Origin of the sequence: Pseudomonas sp. FW305-28 (assembly GCF_017351395.1) — a bacterium.
In the GTDB taxonomy this organism is placed as follows: domain Bacteria; phylum Pseudomonadota; class Gammaproteobacteria; order Pseudomonadales; family Pseudomonadaceae; genus Aquipseudomonas; species Aquipseudomonas fluorescens_AA.
The window spans coordinates 1-16,327 of sequence record NZ_JACNDD010000075.1 but is presented as its reverse complement, the minus strand read 5'-3'; the positions used below and the strand labels follow the sequence as shown (position 1 = coordinate 16,327).

Annotated in this window: 14 protein-coding genes and 1 pseudogene; 7 read left to right on the top strand and 8 right to left on the bottom strand. The window is 62.1% G+C overall.

Going from position 1 to position 16,327, the window contains the following annotated elements:
• Positions 1–14: 14 nt before the first annotated feature.
• Positions 15–1,055, top strand: a complete 1,041-nt coding sequence (locus J4E53_RS18080; RefSeq protein ID WP_103308694.1) for an ABC transporter substrate-binding protein — start codon at positions 15–17, stop codon at positions 1,053–1,055.
• Between the two features lie 96 nt (positions 1,056–1,151).
• Here the strand turns inward: J4E53_RS18080 and J4E53_RS18075 are convergent, their stop codons facing one another.
• The 7 genes and pseudogenes from J4E53_RS18075 to J4E53_RS18045 form a co-directional block, all read right to left on the bottom strand.
• Positions 1,152–2,063, bottom strand: a complete 912-nt coding sequence (locus J4E53_RS18075; RefSeq protein WP_060742137.1) for a LysR substrate-binding domain-containing protein — start codon at positions 2,061–2,063, stop codon at positions 1,152–1,154.
• A 211-nt stretch (positions 2,064–2,274) separates the two neighbouring features.
• Entirely contained in the window at positions 2,275–3,477 is a 1,203-nt protein-coding gene (locus tag J4E53_RS18070) for an NAD(P)/FAD-dependent oxidoreductase (protein WP_103308693.1), read from the bottom strand.
• 236 nt (positions 3,478–3,713) lie between these two features.
• Positions 3,714–4,088 carry a response regulator transcription factor gene (locus J4E53_RS18065; protein ID WP_060742139.1) on the bottom strand — a complete coding sequence of 125 codons (375 nt, stop codon included), beginning with the start codon at positions 4,086–4,088 and terminating at the stop codon, positions 3,714–3,716.
• Positions 4,089–4,237: 149 nt separating this feature from the next.
• Positions 4,238–5,056: a helix-turn-helix transcriptional regulator gene (locus J4E53_RS18060; RefSeq protein ID WP_103308692.1), complete on the bottom strand. Its 819-nt coding sequence runs from the start codon at positions 5,054–5,056 to the stop codon at positions 4,238–4,240.
• 5 nt (positions 5,057–5,061) lie between these two features.
• Positions 5,062–5,601: pseudogene (locus J4E53_RS18055) on the bottom strand (YbhB/YbcL family Raf kinase inhibitor-like protein).
• 102 nt (positions 5,602–5,703) lie between these two features.
• Entirely contained in the window at positions 5,704–6,363 is a 660-nt protein-coding gene (locus J4E53_RS18050; protein ID WP_103308691.1) for a response regulator transcription factor, read from the bottom strand.
• Positions 6,360–7,811, bottom strand: a complete 1,452-nt coding sequence (locus J4E53_RS18045) for a sensor histidine kinase (RefSeq protein WP_103308690.1) — start codon at positions 7,809–7,811, stop codon at positions 6,360–6,362. Before J4E53_RS18045 ends, J4E53_RS18050 begins: the two co-directional genes overlap by 4 nt.
• 470 nt (positions 7,812–8,281) lie before the next feature.
• Between J4E53_RS18045 and J4E53_RS18040 the strand changes: the two genes are divergently transcribed.
• The gene (locus J4E53_RS18040) at positions 8,282–9,223 is read left to right on the top strand and encodes a LysR family transcriptional regulator (protein WP_103308688.1); all 942 of its coding nucleotides are present in this window, start codon (positions 8,282–8,284) and stop codon (positions 9,221–9,223) included.
• 26 nt (positions 9,224–9,249) lie between these two features.
• On the opposite strand, the gene J4E53_RS18035 is transcribed toward J4E53_RS18040, so the two are convergent.
• Entirely contained in the window at positions 9,250–10,260 is a 1,011-nt protein-coding gene (locus J4E53_RS18035) for a GlxA family transcriptional regulator (protein ID WP_103308705.1), read from the bottom strand.
• 205 nt (positions 10,261–10,465) lie between these two features.
• On the opposite strand from J4E53_RS18035, the gene J4E53_RS18030 reads away from it, so the two are divergent.
• From J4E53_RS18030 to J4E53_RS18010, 5 genes are all read left to right on the top strand, one after another.
• The gene (locus J4E53_RS18030) at positions 10,466–11,473 is read left to right on the top strand and encodes an ABC transporter substrate-binding protein (RefSeq protein ID WP_103308687.1); all 1,008 of its coding nucleotides are present in this window, start codon (positions 10,466–10,468) and stop codon (positions 11,471–11,473) included.
• Between the two features lie 111 nt (positions 11,474–11,584).
• Positions 11,585–12,577, top strand: coding sequence for a helix-turn-helix domain-containing protein (locus J4E53_RS18025; RefSeq protein ID WP_060742147.1), 993 nt, complete (start codon positions 11,585–11,587; stop codon positions 12,575–12,577).
• Between the two features lie 69 nt (positions 12,578–12,646).
• Complete coding sequence (locus tag J4E53_RS18020) at positions 12,647–13,579, top strand: transporter (protein WP_060742148.1); 933 nt, start codon at positions 12,647–12,649, stop codon at positions 13,577–13,579.
• Between the two features lie 12 nt (positions 13,580–13,591).
• The gene (locus J4E53_RS18015; RefSeq protein WP_103308686.1) at positions 13,592–14,848 is read left to right on the top strand and encodes an MFS transporter; all 1,257 of its coding nucleotides are present in this window, start codon (positions 13,592–13,594) and stop codon (positions 14,846–14,848) included.
• Between the two features lie 17 nt (positions 14,849–14,865).
• Positions 14,866–16,323, top strand: coding sequence for an amidase (locus J4E53_RS18010; RefSeq protein ID WP_103308685.1), 1,458 nt, complete (start codon positions 14,866–14,868; stop codon positions 16,321–16,323).
• Positions 16,324–16,327 lie beyond the last annotated feature (4 nt).

The following is a 16,327-nucleotide window of genomic DNA, read 5'->3' as shown; positions in this document are numbered from 1 at the left end:
CGAGGAACCGCTCCATGTCCAGATCCTTGCGTTGCAATATTGCGTGTGCCCTGGCGTTGTTGAGTACCAGTGCTATCGCCGCGCCTCAAAGCCTGACCGTGATTTCCTTCGGCGGCGCCACCAAGCAGGCCCAGGACAAGGCCTACTTCCAACCTTTCAATGCCAGCGGTGCGGGAAACATCGTGGCCGGCGAATACAACGGTGAGTTGTCGAAGATCAAGGCCATGGTCGCAGCCGGCCATACCAGCTGGGACGTGGTCGAAGTGGAGAGCCCCGAGCTGTTGCGTGGTTGTGAAGAGGGGCTGTTCGAGAAGCTTGACCTGGGGCGCCTGGGCGACCCGGCGAACTATGTGCCGGGAGCGCTCAATGAGTGTGGGGTCGCCACCTACGTGTGGTCGATGGTCCTGGCCTATGACCAGAGCAAGCTCGCCAAGGCACCCAAGTCCTGGGCGGATTTCTGGAACGTTGCCGAGTACCCGGGCAAGCGCGGCCTGCGCAAGGGTGCCAAGTACACCTTGGAAATCGCGTTGCTAGCCGATGGGGTCAAGGCGCAAGACTTGTACAAGGTGTTGAACACGCCCGAAGGTGTGTCCCGGGCCTTCGCCAAACTCGACCAGATCAAGACGAATATCCAGTGGTGGGAGGCCGGCGCGCAACCGGCGCAGTGGCTGGTGGCGGGGGATGTGGCGATGAGCGCCGCCTACAACGGCCGCATCGCTTCGGCGCAAAAGGAAGGCATGAAGCTGAGCATTGTCTGGCCGCAGAGCCTCTACGACCCGGAGTACTGGGCGGTGGTCAAGGGCACGCCGAACAAGGCCCTGGCCGAGCAGTTCATTGCCTTTGCCAGCCAGCCGCAGACCCAGAAAGTGTTTTCGGAAAACATCCCTTATGGGCCGGTGCACCGCAAGACACTGGCGCTGTTGCCGACGGCGGTACAGGAACAGTTGCCCACCGCCGAGGCCAACCTGGCTGAAGCCCAAGCCGTGGACGCGGAGTTCTGGGTCGACCATGGCGAGGAACTGGAACAACGCTTCAACGCCTGGGCCGCTCGCTAGACATATCCCTTGTGGCGAGGGAGCTTTCTCCCTCGCCACGGGGTTGGTGTTTTACTTACAGGCCGGGGCGGGCAGTTGTGCCTGGCCTGCCGTGGCTCAAGGCAGCCATTGCTTGAACTGTTCCTTGCAATAGTCGACAAACAACTGCGCCGGTTTGGTGAGGTGCGCGCGCTTGAGCCAGCCTGCCACCAGTGCCGAACCGGTCACGTCCTCGGCGATGTCGACGCATACCAGGTGTTGCCCATCGTAGGTGCAGGTGGAGTGCGGGCGGGTCACCAATACGGCAAAACCAAAGGACTGGCCGACCATGCCCCGCACCATCTCGATGGACGGCGAGCTGAAGACAATGTTGGGCGTCAGGCCCAGCTCCTCGAAGATGCTCACGAAATAGGTGCGACTGGGCTGCACGTCCAGCAGGATCATCGGCTCGAGGGCCAGGTCGCGCAGCGACACCTGGGCCTGGTCGGCGAAGCGATGCCCCGCCGGCAACAACGCGTAGGGGCGTTGCGGCGCCGTCAGTGCTTCGGTCTCGATGGTACTGTCGAGGTCGTGTTCATAGAAAATCGCCAGGTCGAAACGCCCTCCCGTGAGGCCTTGCACCAGCTCCTGTTGCTCGCCATCCTGCACGCGGATTTCCACCCCCGGGAAGCGCTCGCGAAAGCCCGCGATCAGCCGCGGCAGGTAGAGCGGGGCGACGGTTTCGAAGCAGCCGATGTCGATCTGCCCGCTGACCACATCGTTATCGGCCAGCGCGTTCTGCTCGAACTCCCGGGCCATGCGCAACAGCTCCTGGGCCTTGCGATAGAAGCGCGCACCGCCGGGCGTCAGCGATACCCCCTGGGCGTGATGCCGAATGAGCAATTGCACACCGAAACTGTCTTCCAAGCCCTTGATGGCGGAGGCGATCGACGGCTGGGCGATGTACAGCTTGCGGGAGGCTTCGGCGACGCTGCCACATTCGACGGTGGTGACGAAGTACTTCAGCTGACGCAAGGAATAGGACGCCACGGCACACCTCGATCCGGATGATTTCTGCCTACCTTACCTTGTGCACGGAGGGTGGTGGGCGGGCATTGATACGGATTTTGCTGGGCAGTGACGATATTCAGGCTGGCTTGGTGAAGAGCGCCGGAAAAAAACGCCTGCCCAAGGATCGTTGGCAGGCGTCTGGGAAAGACCGGCGCAGAAAGGAGGGACTGGCCGGGGGCGGAAACGGCTTTCAGGCTACCGGGATCAACGGGTCGGCGGCAGCCAGGGCGGTTGCGCGATCAGCCGCGGGCGGGTAGATCCACACTGTGTTGATCTGGGTCTTGAGCTCCTTGGCTTCCTGCCCGACCAACTTGAGCTGGCGATCCCAGCCTTCGGTGTACACCGCGCCCCAGGCACCCAGGTCCAGGCAGGTCACATACTTGGGTTGGCTGTAGGCCATTGGCGCCACGCCCAGCAAGTCGGCCGCGACGTTGTTGCCGGCATAGCGGCCCAGGGCGATGGCGTGCTGGCAGGACATCGCCGCATAGTTGCCCAGCGTGTCGGTGGCGGCGTAGGCCACGTCACCGCTGGCGAATATGTCGTTCTGGCCCAGGACTTTCAGGTTGGCATCGACGTGCAGGCGCCCCTGGCGATCGCGGGTAGCGGGTACCTGCTGGGTCAACGGACTGGCGCGGAACCCCACGGTCCAGATCACGGTATGGGACTCGATACGCTGGCCGCTCGACAGGGTGACGCCACCGGCATCCACCGATTCGACCGAGGCGTTGAGAATCCACTCGATACCCAGGTGTTCGGACGCTTCGACAATGGATGGGCTTATGCCGTCGCCCAACGCTGCACCAATCTGCGGCCCGCGATCCACCACGATAACCCGGATGTCCGCATCCTCGCCGAGGACGGCGCGCAGGCGTGCGGGCATTTCGGTGGCGGTTTCGATCCCGGTAAAGCCGCCACCGGCCACCACCACGGTGTTGCGGGCCGGGCTGTCCGGCAGATTTTTCAGCGACTTGATATGGGCTTCGAGACGGCTTGCCTGTTCGATTTCATCAACGTCGAAGGCATGCTCCATCATGCCCTCAAGGTCGGGGCGAACCAGTTGGCTGCCCGCCGCGAGCACCAGGCGGTCATAGCCCAGGGTGCCCTGGGTACCGAACGCATCCACGTAGCCCACCCGTTTGTTGTCGACATCGATACTGCTCGCCGAGCCTTGTACGAAGTTCACGCCCACTGCGTCGAACAGACTGCCCAGCGGCGCAGCCATGGTATGGACGTCCGGCTCGTAGAAACGAGGACGAATGCGCAGTTCAGCCTGGGGGGCCAGGACGCTGATCTGCACGTCATGACGATCGTGTTGGTCCAGCAGCCGGGCCGCGCTCAATGCGCTCCAGACCCCGCCGAAACCTGCGCCAACAACCAGAATATGTTGTTTCATGATGAGCTCCCGAAGACAAAATCGATACGTTGAATTGTTTAACTGTTTCAGCGTGACCGTGTCGCGAAGTACTCCAAAAGCGCCTGGCTGCAATGAGTTGCCATCGAGCACATTCAGTTTCGGTTCGCTGTAGGGAAGCTTATTGGCAGGACCTGTGTTTGACACTTCTACATAAGGTCATCGCGCCTATGCCTGGGTAGGGGAGATCTATACGAAGGTATGAGGGCGCGACGCAGTCAAGCAGACCGGGCAAGTACCGATTCGATGCAGGCGATCAATTCGGCGCAGTCGAAGGGTTTCGGGAAAAACGCCACCGGCTCGGGCGTACCGGCGCTGATACGGGGGGGCACGCCAGGGTATCCGGTGATGAAGATGATCGGGGGATGAATGCCCAGGGTCGATAGTCGATCGTACATCTGAATGCCCGTCATGCCAGGCATTTGAATATCCGATATCAGGCACGCCGTGTTTTCAAGTTCGCAGGAAGATAAAAAATCCAAGGCGCTGGCATATGTTTTAACCCGATATCCGTGGGAGCGTAACAAACCATCCAATGCAATTCGAACTGACTCATCGTCATCAATGATTGAAATGATTGCAGTGCTGGACATGTCGATACCTGGAGTTTGATATCAGGTAGCCATAAAGGCGCCCGTGTCACTGCAAGATACGCTGTCCAATGGCCCCGCCAAGTATACGTGTGTATGAACTTTCCACCGTGTCGCGGGGCAACGACAGGGAGGGAACCTCACCGGAATGCTTAAATCGCTGCCCGCAGTTCACGTGGCGACAGGCCATAGTGTGAGCGAAAGCGCACCGCAAAACGTGAGGCCGAGGCGTAACCGCAGGCACCGGCAATTTCACCGATGGGACGAGACGTTGTTTGCAACCATTGCAACGCTGTCGCCAGTCGAACGCCTTCCAGAATGCTCCGGAAACTGTCCCCCTCATTCGCCAGTTGGCGGCGCAACGTCGACTCACCCAGGTTAAGTTGCTGGGCAACGCTCGCCACCGTCCAGTCTCTCTCCGGGCTGCCCATCACCATCTGCTGCACACGTTCGCAAATTGGATCGTTGCGCCCCATCAGCAGGGGGCCGATCTGGCCACCAAGGCACAGGCTCAGAAGAACCGCTTCCCCATAGAGCGTGCGTAACGCGTCCGGCGCGTTCCCATTGATAGAGGCCAGCAGCTGATTCCATGCCTGTGTTGTGTGCTTGTCCAGAGGGACGCATAGATCGGTCTTCAGTGCACCGCGACGGCTCATGATCTGTTGGCTGTATCGGCTGCTGAAGTTACGCAGTGTCGAGAGGGGAAAGGTGACCGCATCGGCGATGTAGTGACCGTGAGGGCCAGGGAAGTTCGAGATGCCAAGCTCGCGTCCGGCCGGCATCAGAATCAGATGTTGCGGCCCCGCGCGCATCTCCCGGTCATCCCATTGCAACAGTTTTTCCCCCTGTCGCACTCGACACAGGGTGGTCACGAACACCGGTACCCTTGATAAGGTCAGGGGCTGTCGCGCCTGTATGACACACGCATCGATAATGTTTTCCCGGTGCTGTATGCCGTCACAAGGGCGCATCGTTTTTAACGTCCGTAAGTTGAAGTGATCGTCGCTTTGGCCAGGACGTTGGCATTGAGCATGTACCCAACCAAGGCGCCACTGGCCTCGCCGTCGAGTGGTAGCTTATCGACTTTCAATGCCCATACGGTGAATTGATAGCGATGGGGTTTATCCCCTACAGGTGGGCAAGCCCCGCCAAATCCTGGCTGGCCATAATCGGTTCACCCTTGTACGGCACCGGCAGGCAGGTTCGCTCCCACTCCGCTTGGCAAGCTATGGGTAGAAGTGGGTAAGTTAACCACCGTCCAATGCCACCAACCGCTACCCGTCGGGGCATCGGGATCATAGACCGTGATCGCGTAGCTTTTAGTCCCGGCGGGAGCGTTTTTCCAGGAAAGCTCAGGGGACGTGTTGCCACCTTCGCAACCGAAGCCTTGGAACACTTCGCGACTGGTCAGCGGACGGTTGTCAGCAATATCCCGGCTGGTCAGTGAGAAGTCGGCAGCGTATCCACTGAATGCTACGGCCATGGTGAGTGCAGGCAGGATTGACCTGATTTTCATCGTGATTCCATTTGGGGCTTGAAGTGAAGCTCGAGTCTAGGATGAACGAAGAGTGGTTACTGTGCCGAAACGCTCGGCCAAAGTGCCGAAATGCTCGATTGACTATCGGCCTGTGTCAGCCAGGCGCCATTCCAGCACCTGGGCCATGCGCACCAGATCGGCAAACGAGTGTGCGCACATCTTGCGCATGGCCTGGCCACGGTGAATCTTGACCGTGATTTCACTCAAGCCCAGTTCCCCGGCGATCTGCTTGTTCATCAGGCCTGACACCGCCAGCGCCATGACCTGCCGCTCCCGGGGCGTCAAGGTGGTGTAGCGGTCAAGCACTTGCTGATGGCCGCGTTCGGCGTCGCGCCGCTGGCGGTCCTGGTGATGGGCGGCGGTCACGGCGTCGATCAGGTCTTGTTCGCGGAACGGTTTGGCGAGGAAGTCCACGGCACCGGCCTTCATCGCCCGCACGGTCATGGCGATGTCACCGTGACCGGTCATGAACACAATCGGCAGTTGAACGTTGGCTGCGGCCAGCTCCCGTTGGCAATCCAGGCCGCTGGTGCCTTGTAGCCGTACATCCAGGACCAGGCAACTGGGCTGCTCGGGCCTGGGATGGTTCATGAACTGCGCGACCGAACCGAACAGATGGACCTGCAAGCCGATGGAACGCAGCAGGCTGCCGAGGGATTGGCACAGCGGTGCGTCGTCATCAACGATATAGACGATGGGGGCGTTGTCGATGATCGGGCTTGAGGGCGGTATGGAGGTCATTGCCCGCTCCCCGACAGAGCGGTGCCCGTGAGCCGCGGCAGCGCGAACCTGAACGAGGTGCCTTGGCCGACCTCGCTGGTTGCCCAGATCCTGCCGGCATGGAAGTCGATGATGGACCGGCAGATGGAAAGGCCCATGCCCAGGCCGTTTTCCTTGGTGGTGAAAAACGCATTGAACAAGGACGGCAGGATCTCGGGGGCAATGCCGGTTCCGTGGTCAGTCACCTCCAGCAGCACTTCGTCATTCTCGGTCCAGGTGCGTATGCGCAGGGTTCGTGCGTGTACCTTGACCCCGTCCATGGCGTGACAGGCATTGATGATCAGGTTGATGATCACTTGCTGCAGTTGCACCCGGTCTGCGCTGACCTGGCCCTCGGTCGCTGCCAGCTCCACCTTGGCCCGGACTTTATGATGAGCCAGTTGCTGCTGGACCAGGTTCAGGGTCTCGCGGACGATGTCGTCCAGTCGCTCGGGCTGGCGCAACGGGTCGCACTTGCGCGACAGCGCCCTGATACCGCTGATGACCTCGCTGGCGCGACAGCCGTTGGCGACGATCCGGTCGAGGCAATCCAGGGCTTCCCCGAGATCGGGTTGCGGGCGTTTGAGCCAGCGGCGACAGGCCTCGCCGCTGCTGGTGATGGCCGTCAGTGGCTGGTTGACCTCGTGGGCAATGGACGCGGCCATTTCCCCCAGGGAGGTCAAGCGAGTGACGTGGGCCAGTTGGCTCTGGGCGCGAAACAACGCTTCTTCGGCCTGCTTGCTGGCAGTCACGTCCATGAGTGCGCCGAGATACTGGAAACGGCCATGCTGGACGAGCAGGGGGCTGGCGATCATATGGATGTGCTTGATGCGACCATCAGGCATCAGCAGCCGCAGCTTGACCTCGATCTGCGGTTCGCCAGCGGTGGCCTGTTGGAAAATCCCGCGTGCCAACTCCAGGTCTTCAGGATGGATGCGCTCCAGCATCATCGACACCGTTGGCGTCTTGCTGGGCGGGTACTCGAAAATCCGTGCCGACTCCTCCGACCAGGACAACGCTTGTCGATCACCGCGAAAGCCCATGCTGCCGGTCTGGCTCAGACGCTGGGCGCCGGTCAGGTAAGCCTCGTTGCGCCGCAGGCTGTCGGAAGCCTGCTTGCTGCGCAGGGCCAGGAAAGCAATGGCGGACAGTGCGGTCAGGCAGCGGAAGAAGCCGGTGGTCGATTCCCAGCGGTGATAGCCGCCGTTGTACAAGAACATCGCGGTGAGCAAGCCCATGCACATCAGCGCGACGGTGATCACCAGATTGATGGAGAACAGGTTGGCCGCCATCAACAACAAGGTGATGTACAGCAGGGTCGGCGCCAGGTCGGAATGGGTTTCGGAGTTGATGATGACAATGCCGCAGGCCACCACCAGGCCCACCGCCCAGCCGAGGGCGTTGACCAGTGGGTGGGTGCTGATTCCCATCGACGGCAAAGGCCCGCTCTGGCTTGGGCTGTATCGAAGGCTGTCATAGACGTTCTTGAGCATCGCGGAGGGTAGGGGCACGCTGGCAGACCTTTGGTTTTTTACGTGGTCTCGCTCTGGGATGTCGGGGCGACAGAGCATCGGTTCGTATCTTAGAAGCGCCGCTTTGCCTGAGGTAGGACATAAAACCCTGAAATCCCGCCAAGCCGTGCCAAGCAGAGGGGGTCGCTGCGCAGCCCGGCGGGAGCAAGCTCCCTCGCCACAAAGGCGGTGTTTGCCTGGGCCTGGATATATACCGAAGTATCGATGACGTTGCCCAAAGGGTGAGTCGAGTGTCCCCACGTACAACAGACCTGGCGCGCCTCGGGGATTACGCTTTCAACACCTCGTCGCCGCAGGCCTTGATGGAGGACGCAGGCGATGTTCTTGTCCACTCCCGACTCAATGGCCTGGCGCCTGAGGCGACGACTATGATGAACAGAAATGACCTGCGTCGTGCTGACATCAATCTGCTGGTGGTCTTCGAAACCATGATGCACGAGCGAAACGTGACCCGTGTCAGCGAAAAGCTGTTTCTCGGCCAGCCAACGATCAGCAGTGCCCTGGCGCGCTTGCGGTTGATGTTCGATGATCCCTTGTTCATCCGTTCGGGGCGGTTGATGGAACCGACCTCCCGGGCGCGGGAAATCTTCTCCAATCTGTCACCGGCCCTGGACGGCATCGCCGCCGCCTTGAGCCGCTGCCAGGCGTTCGAGCCGGCCACCAGCGAGGCGACCTTCCATATCGGCCTTTGCGATGACGTCGAGTACGCCCTGCTGCCGGAGCTGTTGCGACGCCTGCGGGTCGAGGCCCCGGGCACCACCTTGGTGGTGCGCCGGACCGATCAATGGCAGGTCTCCCAACTGTTGGCCAGTGGCGAGATTTCCCTGGGCATCAGCCCGACGCTGGAGTTGCCGGCCAATGCCCGGCGCAAGACCCTGCGGCCGATTCGACCGATGTTGTTGCGCGCCGATTCGCAGCCCGGCGAGCTGACCCTGGACGAATTCTGCCGTCGGCCCCATGCCGTCGTGTCGTCCATGGGCAATGTCATCGATGATTCGGACCGCGCGTTATGCCTGATGGGCCGACAGCGCCGGGTGGTGTTGACCGTGCCGCAGTTCAGCGCCTTGCCCGTGCTGTTGGCCCAGAGCGACATGATTGCCATCGTGCCGGATTACGTTGCCCAGGCGATGGCCGGGGTGACCGGCATGCGGGCGCAAGCGGCCCCGATCTGCTTGCCCCGGCACGAGCTTTCCATGGTCTGGCGCGGCGCTTCGCACAATGATCCGGGGGAGCGTTGGTTGCGTTCCCGTTGCTGCGCGCTGCTGGCCGAACAGGCCGACCCTCAGGAGCAATCCAGGCGAGTGGCCTGACGGACAGTTGCGCAAGGGTTTCGCACTCAGCGAGAAAACCGGCTGCGGTACTCCCGGGGGGATATCGAGAGATGGCGCTGAAACGTGTGGCGCATTCGTTCTTCGTCACCGAAACCGCAGGATCGGGCGATCTGGTCGATGTTGCGCGGGGAGTCTTCGAGCATTCGACGCGCCGCTTCAAGGCGGAACATCTCGATGGCTTTGGCCGGGGTTCGGCCGGTCTGGCGTTTATAGACCCGGGCAAAATTGCGCGGGCTCATCCTGGCCTGGCGGGCCAGCCGTTCGACGGTGAGGTTGTTGTCGTCCAGGTGCTCGGAAATCCACACGTGCAGTTCATCGAAGCCGGCGCTCTCTTGCATCTGCAATTGCAACAGTTGGCTGAACTGCGCCTGCCCGCCGGGGCGCTTGAGAAACACCACCAGCTCACGGGCCACCTGCAAGGCCACATCGCGACCACAGTCGGCTTCGACCAATGCCAGGGCCATGTCGATGCCGGCGCTGACACCGGCCGAGGTCCACACGTTGCCCTGCTGGATGAAGATCGCATCGAGGTCCACCTCAACCGCTGGGAAACCGCTCTTGAGCATCTCGCACATGGCCCAATGGGTGGCGGCCCGGCGTCCGTCCAGCAAGCCGGCCTGGGCCATGAGGAAGGTGCCGCTGCACACCGATGCCGTGCGCCTGGCCTGGACCGAGGCCTTGCGCAGCCAGTGCACCAGGTCGACACAGTCGATCATCGCCTGCCGAATGTCCGGTGCGCCGGGGACGATCAGCGTGTCGATGAGCGTCCCGTCGAGCTCATGCAGGGCACGGGTATCCACGACCAGGCCTTCGGCGCTTTGCATCAACCCGCCAGCCAGGCTCGCGGTGTGCATGGCGTAGCCGGGCAGGCCGCGTTCGGTCATGGCTTTGGTGGCGGCCCAGAACACGGTCTGGGCCCCGGTCAGGTCCAGCAAACCCATCTGCGGGTAGGCCAGGAATACCAGGGTGCGCGGTTGGGAAACGGACTCGGCGGCGATGCCGATATCCAGGCTCATCTCGTTCATGTTCGCTTCGCGCAGGTGTTCGTCAGGGGAGGTCTGCAAGGTTATCAAGGGAACGTGCCGGTGAGGGCGATTTCATGGGCTTGGATGCCGAACATTTAGGTGCTATTGATATGCTATTAAGGTATTTAAATTAATATTCTTATAGCTTTAAAGTCGTGGCCTTCAGTCTTTCACCTACTGTGAGGTTCAACAGGCCATGGCTTTCAAGCGTTCTGCGCGCACCTTGTTGGTTTCCCTGGCGGCCACTGCGCTGCTCAATCCCTTGGCCCACGCCGAGGGCAAGATCAGCATCGCCCAGCAATTCGGTATCGGCTACCTGATCCTGGATGTGGTGCGTGACCAGCAGCTCATCGAGAAGCATGGCAAGGCCCAGGGCCTGGATATCAAAGTGGACTGGAACAGCATCTCCGGCGCGACGGCGATGAACGAGGCCTTGCTGACCGGCGCCCTGGATGTGGTGTCGGCGGGCGTTCCGCCGATGCTGACGATCTGGGATCGGACCCGTGGCAAGCAGAACGTCAAGGCCATCGCCTCGCTGGGGTCGATGCCCAATTACCTGCTGACCAACAACCCGAACGTGAAGAGCCTCAAGGACTTCACCGACAAGGACCGGATCGCTGTCCCGGCGGCGGGTGTCGGATTCCAGTCGCGCACGTTGCAGATCGAAACCGCCAAGGTGTTCGGCAACGATCACTTCAAGAAATTCGACGACATCTCGGTCAGCCTTCCGCACCCGGATGCGACGGCGGCGCTGATCGCCGGCCAGTCGGAGATCAACTCGCACTTCTCCAGCCCACCGTTCCAGTACCAGGCCCTGCAAAGCCCCAATGTGCACAAGGTGCTCAGCTCCTATGATGTGCTGGGCGGCCCGGCGACGTTCAACGTGCTCTACACCACGGAAAAATTCCACGACGAAAATCCCAAGACCTACAAGGCGTTCTACGATGCCTTGATGGAGGCGCAAGGCATCATCAAGGCCGACAAGCCGGCCGCTGCCCAGACCTACATCCGCGTAGAACAGTCCAAGTTGCCGCTGGCGCTGGTGGAAAAAATCGTCACCGACCCCGAAATCGACTTCACCGTCGTTCCGCAACGCACCTACATCTATGCCGAAAAACTGCATGAACTGGGCGTGTTGAAAAACAAGGCCGACAGCTGGAAGGACTATTTCTTCGAAGAGGCCCATGCCGACGCCGGCAGCTGAATCCGGGCCGGTTATCCGTTTTCGGCACAATTGCGCGACCGGTCCACGGGGCGGAATGGAACTTGCCTGAGCTTTGACCCATAAGCCCTGGAATCATCAAAGGTCGGGTCAATGAACAATGACAACATGGCGCAGCCAGCGGTCTCGTCGGATGGGTTGCCGATGCTGCCGATCAATCGGTTTCGTACCACGGACATCGACGAGCACGCCCGCAACATGGGAGGCTGGCAGGTCTGCTATGACCAGTTGACCCCCGGTCGCTTCGACGGCGAGTTGATCGAGTTCCGCTCGGATTGGATGCAGTTGGTGCGCGACCGCTCTAATCAGGCCCTGACCAAGCAAGGCATGGCCTGGGAGGGCGCCATCACCTTCAGCGTGCCACTGAGTGCGGATGGGCCGGTCTTTTGCTCCGGGCACCCGATTGTCGAACCCAGCCTATTGGTCGCCCATGGGCATAACCTGCCTGAGTTGCGCACGCCCCAGCATCTGGATCTGCTCGGTGTCGCCATCGACGAGCAGGCGTTGGAGCATGTGCTGGAGCGCCAAGGCAGTCGCTTTCGAATTACCGATCTTCCCAAGTGTTACCGTCTTGGCAACTCGACGCTGCCCGCCGAGCTTGCGGCGTTGTTCGATGAGCTTGAAGGGGGCGAGCAGGGGCGTGACTCGTTGCTGGGGTACGAGTCGATTCGCCGGGGCCTGCGTGACACGGTGATGCTGCACATACTGGAACTGGTGGCGCCGGACGAAGCACCACCGCTCAGTCCCACGGCGCGCAAACGCATGGTCGACCGCGCCCGGGAATACGCCCTGGCCCATGTCGATGAGCCGCTGTCGATCCTCGACCTGTGCAATCACATCGGTGCCAGCCGACGCAAACTGCAGTATTGCTTCCAAGAAACCCTGGGCATCAATCCGGTGGCTTATCTGCGGGCGTTGCGCCTCAATGCGGTGCGCCGTGAGCTGCGCAATGGCGATCAGGTGCTGGGGGTGCAGGAGGTGGCGGCACGCTGGGGGTTCTGGCATTTGAGCCGGTTTTCCAGTGATTACCGGACCCTGTTTGGCGAAACCCCGTCACACACCTTGCGTCGCACGCATCTGTGCTGAAAACGGATAACGGCTGACCGGCCGGCTCCCTAGGATGACCCCAACACCACATGGTCGGAGGGGCATTCGATGTACCAAAACAAAAAAACAAACGTCTGGCACTGTACGTGGTTGACCCTGGGGCTGATCGGTGCCTGCACCGCTGCCCATGGCACCGAAAACGGCGCGCCGACCACGGCGGTCGGGGTCTATGATTTCGGCGCGGGCATGATGCCGCCGGCCACGCCCTTTGGCACCGTCGGCCTGCGTACTGCGTTCTATTCGGCCAACGTGCAGAAGGATCGCCACGGCAAGTCCGTGGACAACAATTTCTCCCTGGATGTCTTGTCCATCGGCGTCGCCTACATGCGCATGACCGATTACACCGTGCTGGGCGCCAAGTATGGCTTCGGTGCCGTCGTACCGTTCTTCCAGATGGACGCGTCGCTGCAGGTGCAGACCCCTGTCGGCCCACTGAACCTGGAGGCCGATCCGTTTCGCATGGCCGACATGCAGGTGCTGCCGGTGATCCTGCAGTGGACCCTTTCGCCGAACCTGTTCGTCAATGCCCAGTTCCAGATCCAGGCCCCCACCGGCGACTACGACAAGGATCGCTTGATCTCGCCGGGTCTCAACCACTGGACCTTCTCGCCGATCCTCAACGCCACGTACATCTCCGACAGCGGCTTCGAGGTGTCTTCGAGCTTTGAAGCCGACATCAACACCCGCAACCACGCCACCGACTACAAGAACGGCGTCGAGTACCGTCACGAATTTGCCGTGGGCCAGCACGTCGGGCCATGGACCTTGGGCGTGGGTGGGTACTACTACCGTCAGTTCACCGATGACGACGCGCCGGGGCTGGAAACCGGCAATCGCGCCCGGGTGCTGGCTGTCGGGCCGGCGGTGAGCTACTTCAAGCCCGGCATTCCACCGGTGTGGCTGCATGTCTACAAGGAGCTCGATGCGCGCAACCGCGCCGAGGGCTATACCGCGGCGCTGCGTATTTCCCACAGTTTCTAGAAGGGGCTCGTCATGAACCAATCAAGTTCCGTTTCAACGGCGGCCACCCCGTCGCGCCAGGCCAGTTGGCGCGAAGGCGGGGTGCTGATGCTGGGTAGCAGCCTGACGATCATGGGCGCGGTGATGGTCACGCCCATTCTGCCCCGGTTGGGTGCCGAATTCGGTCCCTTGGAACCGCGCGCCGATCTGCTGGTGCCGTTGGCGATTACCGGTCCGGCCCTGGCGATTGCCGTGTGCGCGCCGTTGGCTGGCTGGTTGGCCGACCGGGTGGGACGCAAGGCGTTGCTGGTGATTGCCACGGTGCTCTACGCCTTGCTCGGCGCCTTGCCGGCCCTGCTCGATAGCCTGCCTTCGATTGTCGGTGTGCGGCTGTTGTTCGGGTGCACGGAGGCGGCGGTGATGACCTGCTGCGCGACGCTGATCGCCGACTATTGGCAGGGCGAGGAGCGACTGCGCTACGTCAACCGGCAGGTGGTGACCATCGGCCTGGTGGGGGCGCTGTTTTTCGTGGTGGGCGGTGTGCTCGGGGAGCACTCGTGGCGGGCGCCATTCCTGTTGTATCTGCTGCCACTGCTGCTGGTGCCGGCCATGATGAAAGTGCTCTGGGAACCGCCGGTGACGAAGCGGCAGAAGGTCGAGCAGCGCGTCGATGAGTCGGCTCCGGCCAAGGTCGCCGTGCTGCCACTGCTGGTCGGCTACCTGATGATCCTGGGCGGCATGGTCCTGACGTTCATCATGCCGATCCAGGCGCCGACGCTGTTGGTCAGCTTGGGCATCACCTCCAGCACGATGATCGGCCTGGCGGCGGGACTGAGCCTGTTGGCGACCTTGGGCGGTTCGCTGATGTGGCCGTTGCTGCGCCGTCGCTTCGGCATCGCCGGGTGCAACGCATTGTTGCTCGGCCTGATGGGCCTGGGGCTGTGGTTGCTGATGCGCGGGCAAAGCTACAACGCTGTGCTGGTGGCAGTGTTCATCCAGGGCCTGGGGGCCGGGTTGCTGGTGCCCAACGTGATGGCGCCGGTGATGAATGCCTTGACCGCCAGCACCCGCGGCCGGGGCTTGGGCGGGTTTACCTCGTGCCTGTACATCGGCCAATTCGTCAGTCCGCTGGTGGTGGCGTTGGTGGTTGTCTTCGCCGGTGACCTGCGTCACGCCATTCAGTGGCTGGCCCTGGCCAGTTTTGCCTTGGCACTGCTCTGGGTCATTGCCGGCCTGCGCGCACGGGGCCAGGGGCAGGCGAGCACCGTCGGATCACATCAATCGTCGTGACATAAGGAATCTGAAACATGGGTATGCAAGACATCCACCATCTGATGGACAGTGAAGACGCCACGGCGCTGGCCGAGTGGGTCAGGCGTGGCGAAGTCCAGCCCGGCGAACTGCTGGAAACCGCCATCGAGCGCCTGGAGCGGGTCGAGCCGCAGCTCAATGCGGTGGCCGAGCGGCTGTACGATTCGGCACGGCAAGCAGCGCGCACGCCACAGGTTGGCCAGGGCCTGTTGGCCGGTGTGCCGACCTTGATCAAAGACCTGTTTTCGCCGGTCCACGGTGCGGCGATGACCAACGGCTCGCGTGCACTGGGCGACTTCCGGGCGGATTTCGAATCGGAAGTCGTGACGCGCCTGCGCCGTGCCGGATGCCAAGTGATGGGCACCAGCACTTCGCCGGAGTTCGGCACGTCGTACTCCACCGAGTCCGCGCGTTTCGGTGCCACCCGCAACCCTTGGAGCAGCGAGCACAGTGCCGGTGGCTCCAGTGGCGGCGCGGCGGCGTTGGTGGCGGCCCGGGTGGTGCCGTTCGCCCATGGCAACGACGGCGGTGGTTCATTGCGGGTGCCGGCATCTTGCTGTGGTGTGTTCGGGTTCAAGCCCAGCCGTGGCCTGATGCCGTCGGGGCCGATAGTGGGCGAGGGCTGGGCGGGGATGGGCACGCCGCATGCGATTACCTTGTCGGTGCGTGACAGTGCGGCGCTGCTGGACGCCACCGCCGGCATGGACCTGGGCGCGCCCTATGCCGCACCGATCCAGGCACTGCCGTATGCGATGGCGGTGCAGGCTGATCCCAAGCCGTTGCGCATTGCCCTGGTCGAACAGCTCGGCCCTTGGCCCACCGCGCCGCAAAGTCTCCAGGCCGTGGGCGAGGCGGCCCGTCTGTGCGAGGCCCTGGGGCATCGTGTCGAGCCGGTGAACCTGCCGGTGGGGTTGCTGGAGTTTCTCGACCACGTGTTCACTATTATTGGCGCCAGCTCTCGTCACTATGTCGATCTGCTGGGCCAGATGCGTGGGTTTGCCGTGCAGGCCGAAGAACTGGAGGTGCGCACCCGGATCATCTTGCGGGACAAGGGCAACGTCAGCGGCGCCCAATATGCCGCGGCGGTGGAATGGATTCATGCCCTCGGCCGGCAGTTGGCTGTGTTCATGCAGGATTACGACGTGATCCTGACCCCGGTCCTGACTCGCGAACCGGTGCTGATTGGCGAGCTGGATTTGCAGGATGTGTGCATGAGCCTGGATCAACTGATCGAGCGCTACCACAGCTATTCGCCGTTCACCGCGCTGTTCAATGCCAGCGGCCAGCCGGCGATGTCAGTGCCGTTGTCCTGGAGTGCCAATGGGTTGCCGATGGGGGCGCATTTTGCCGGACGCTTTGGCGAGGAAAACACCTTGCTGGCCCTGGCCGCCCAACTGGAACGCGCCCAGCCCTGGCGTGGCCGAGTTCCAGCGGTCAACGCCTGCCGGCGGTGAAAAC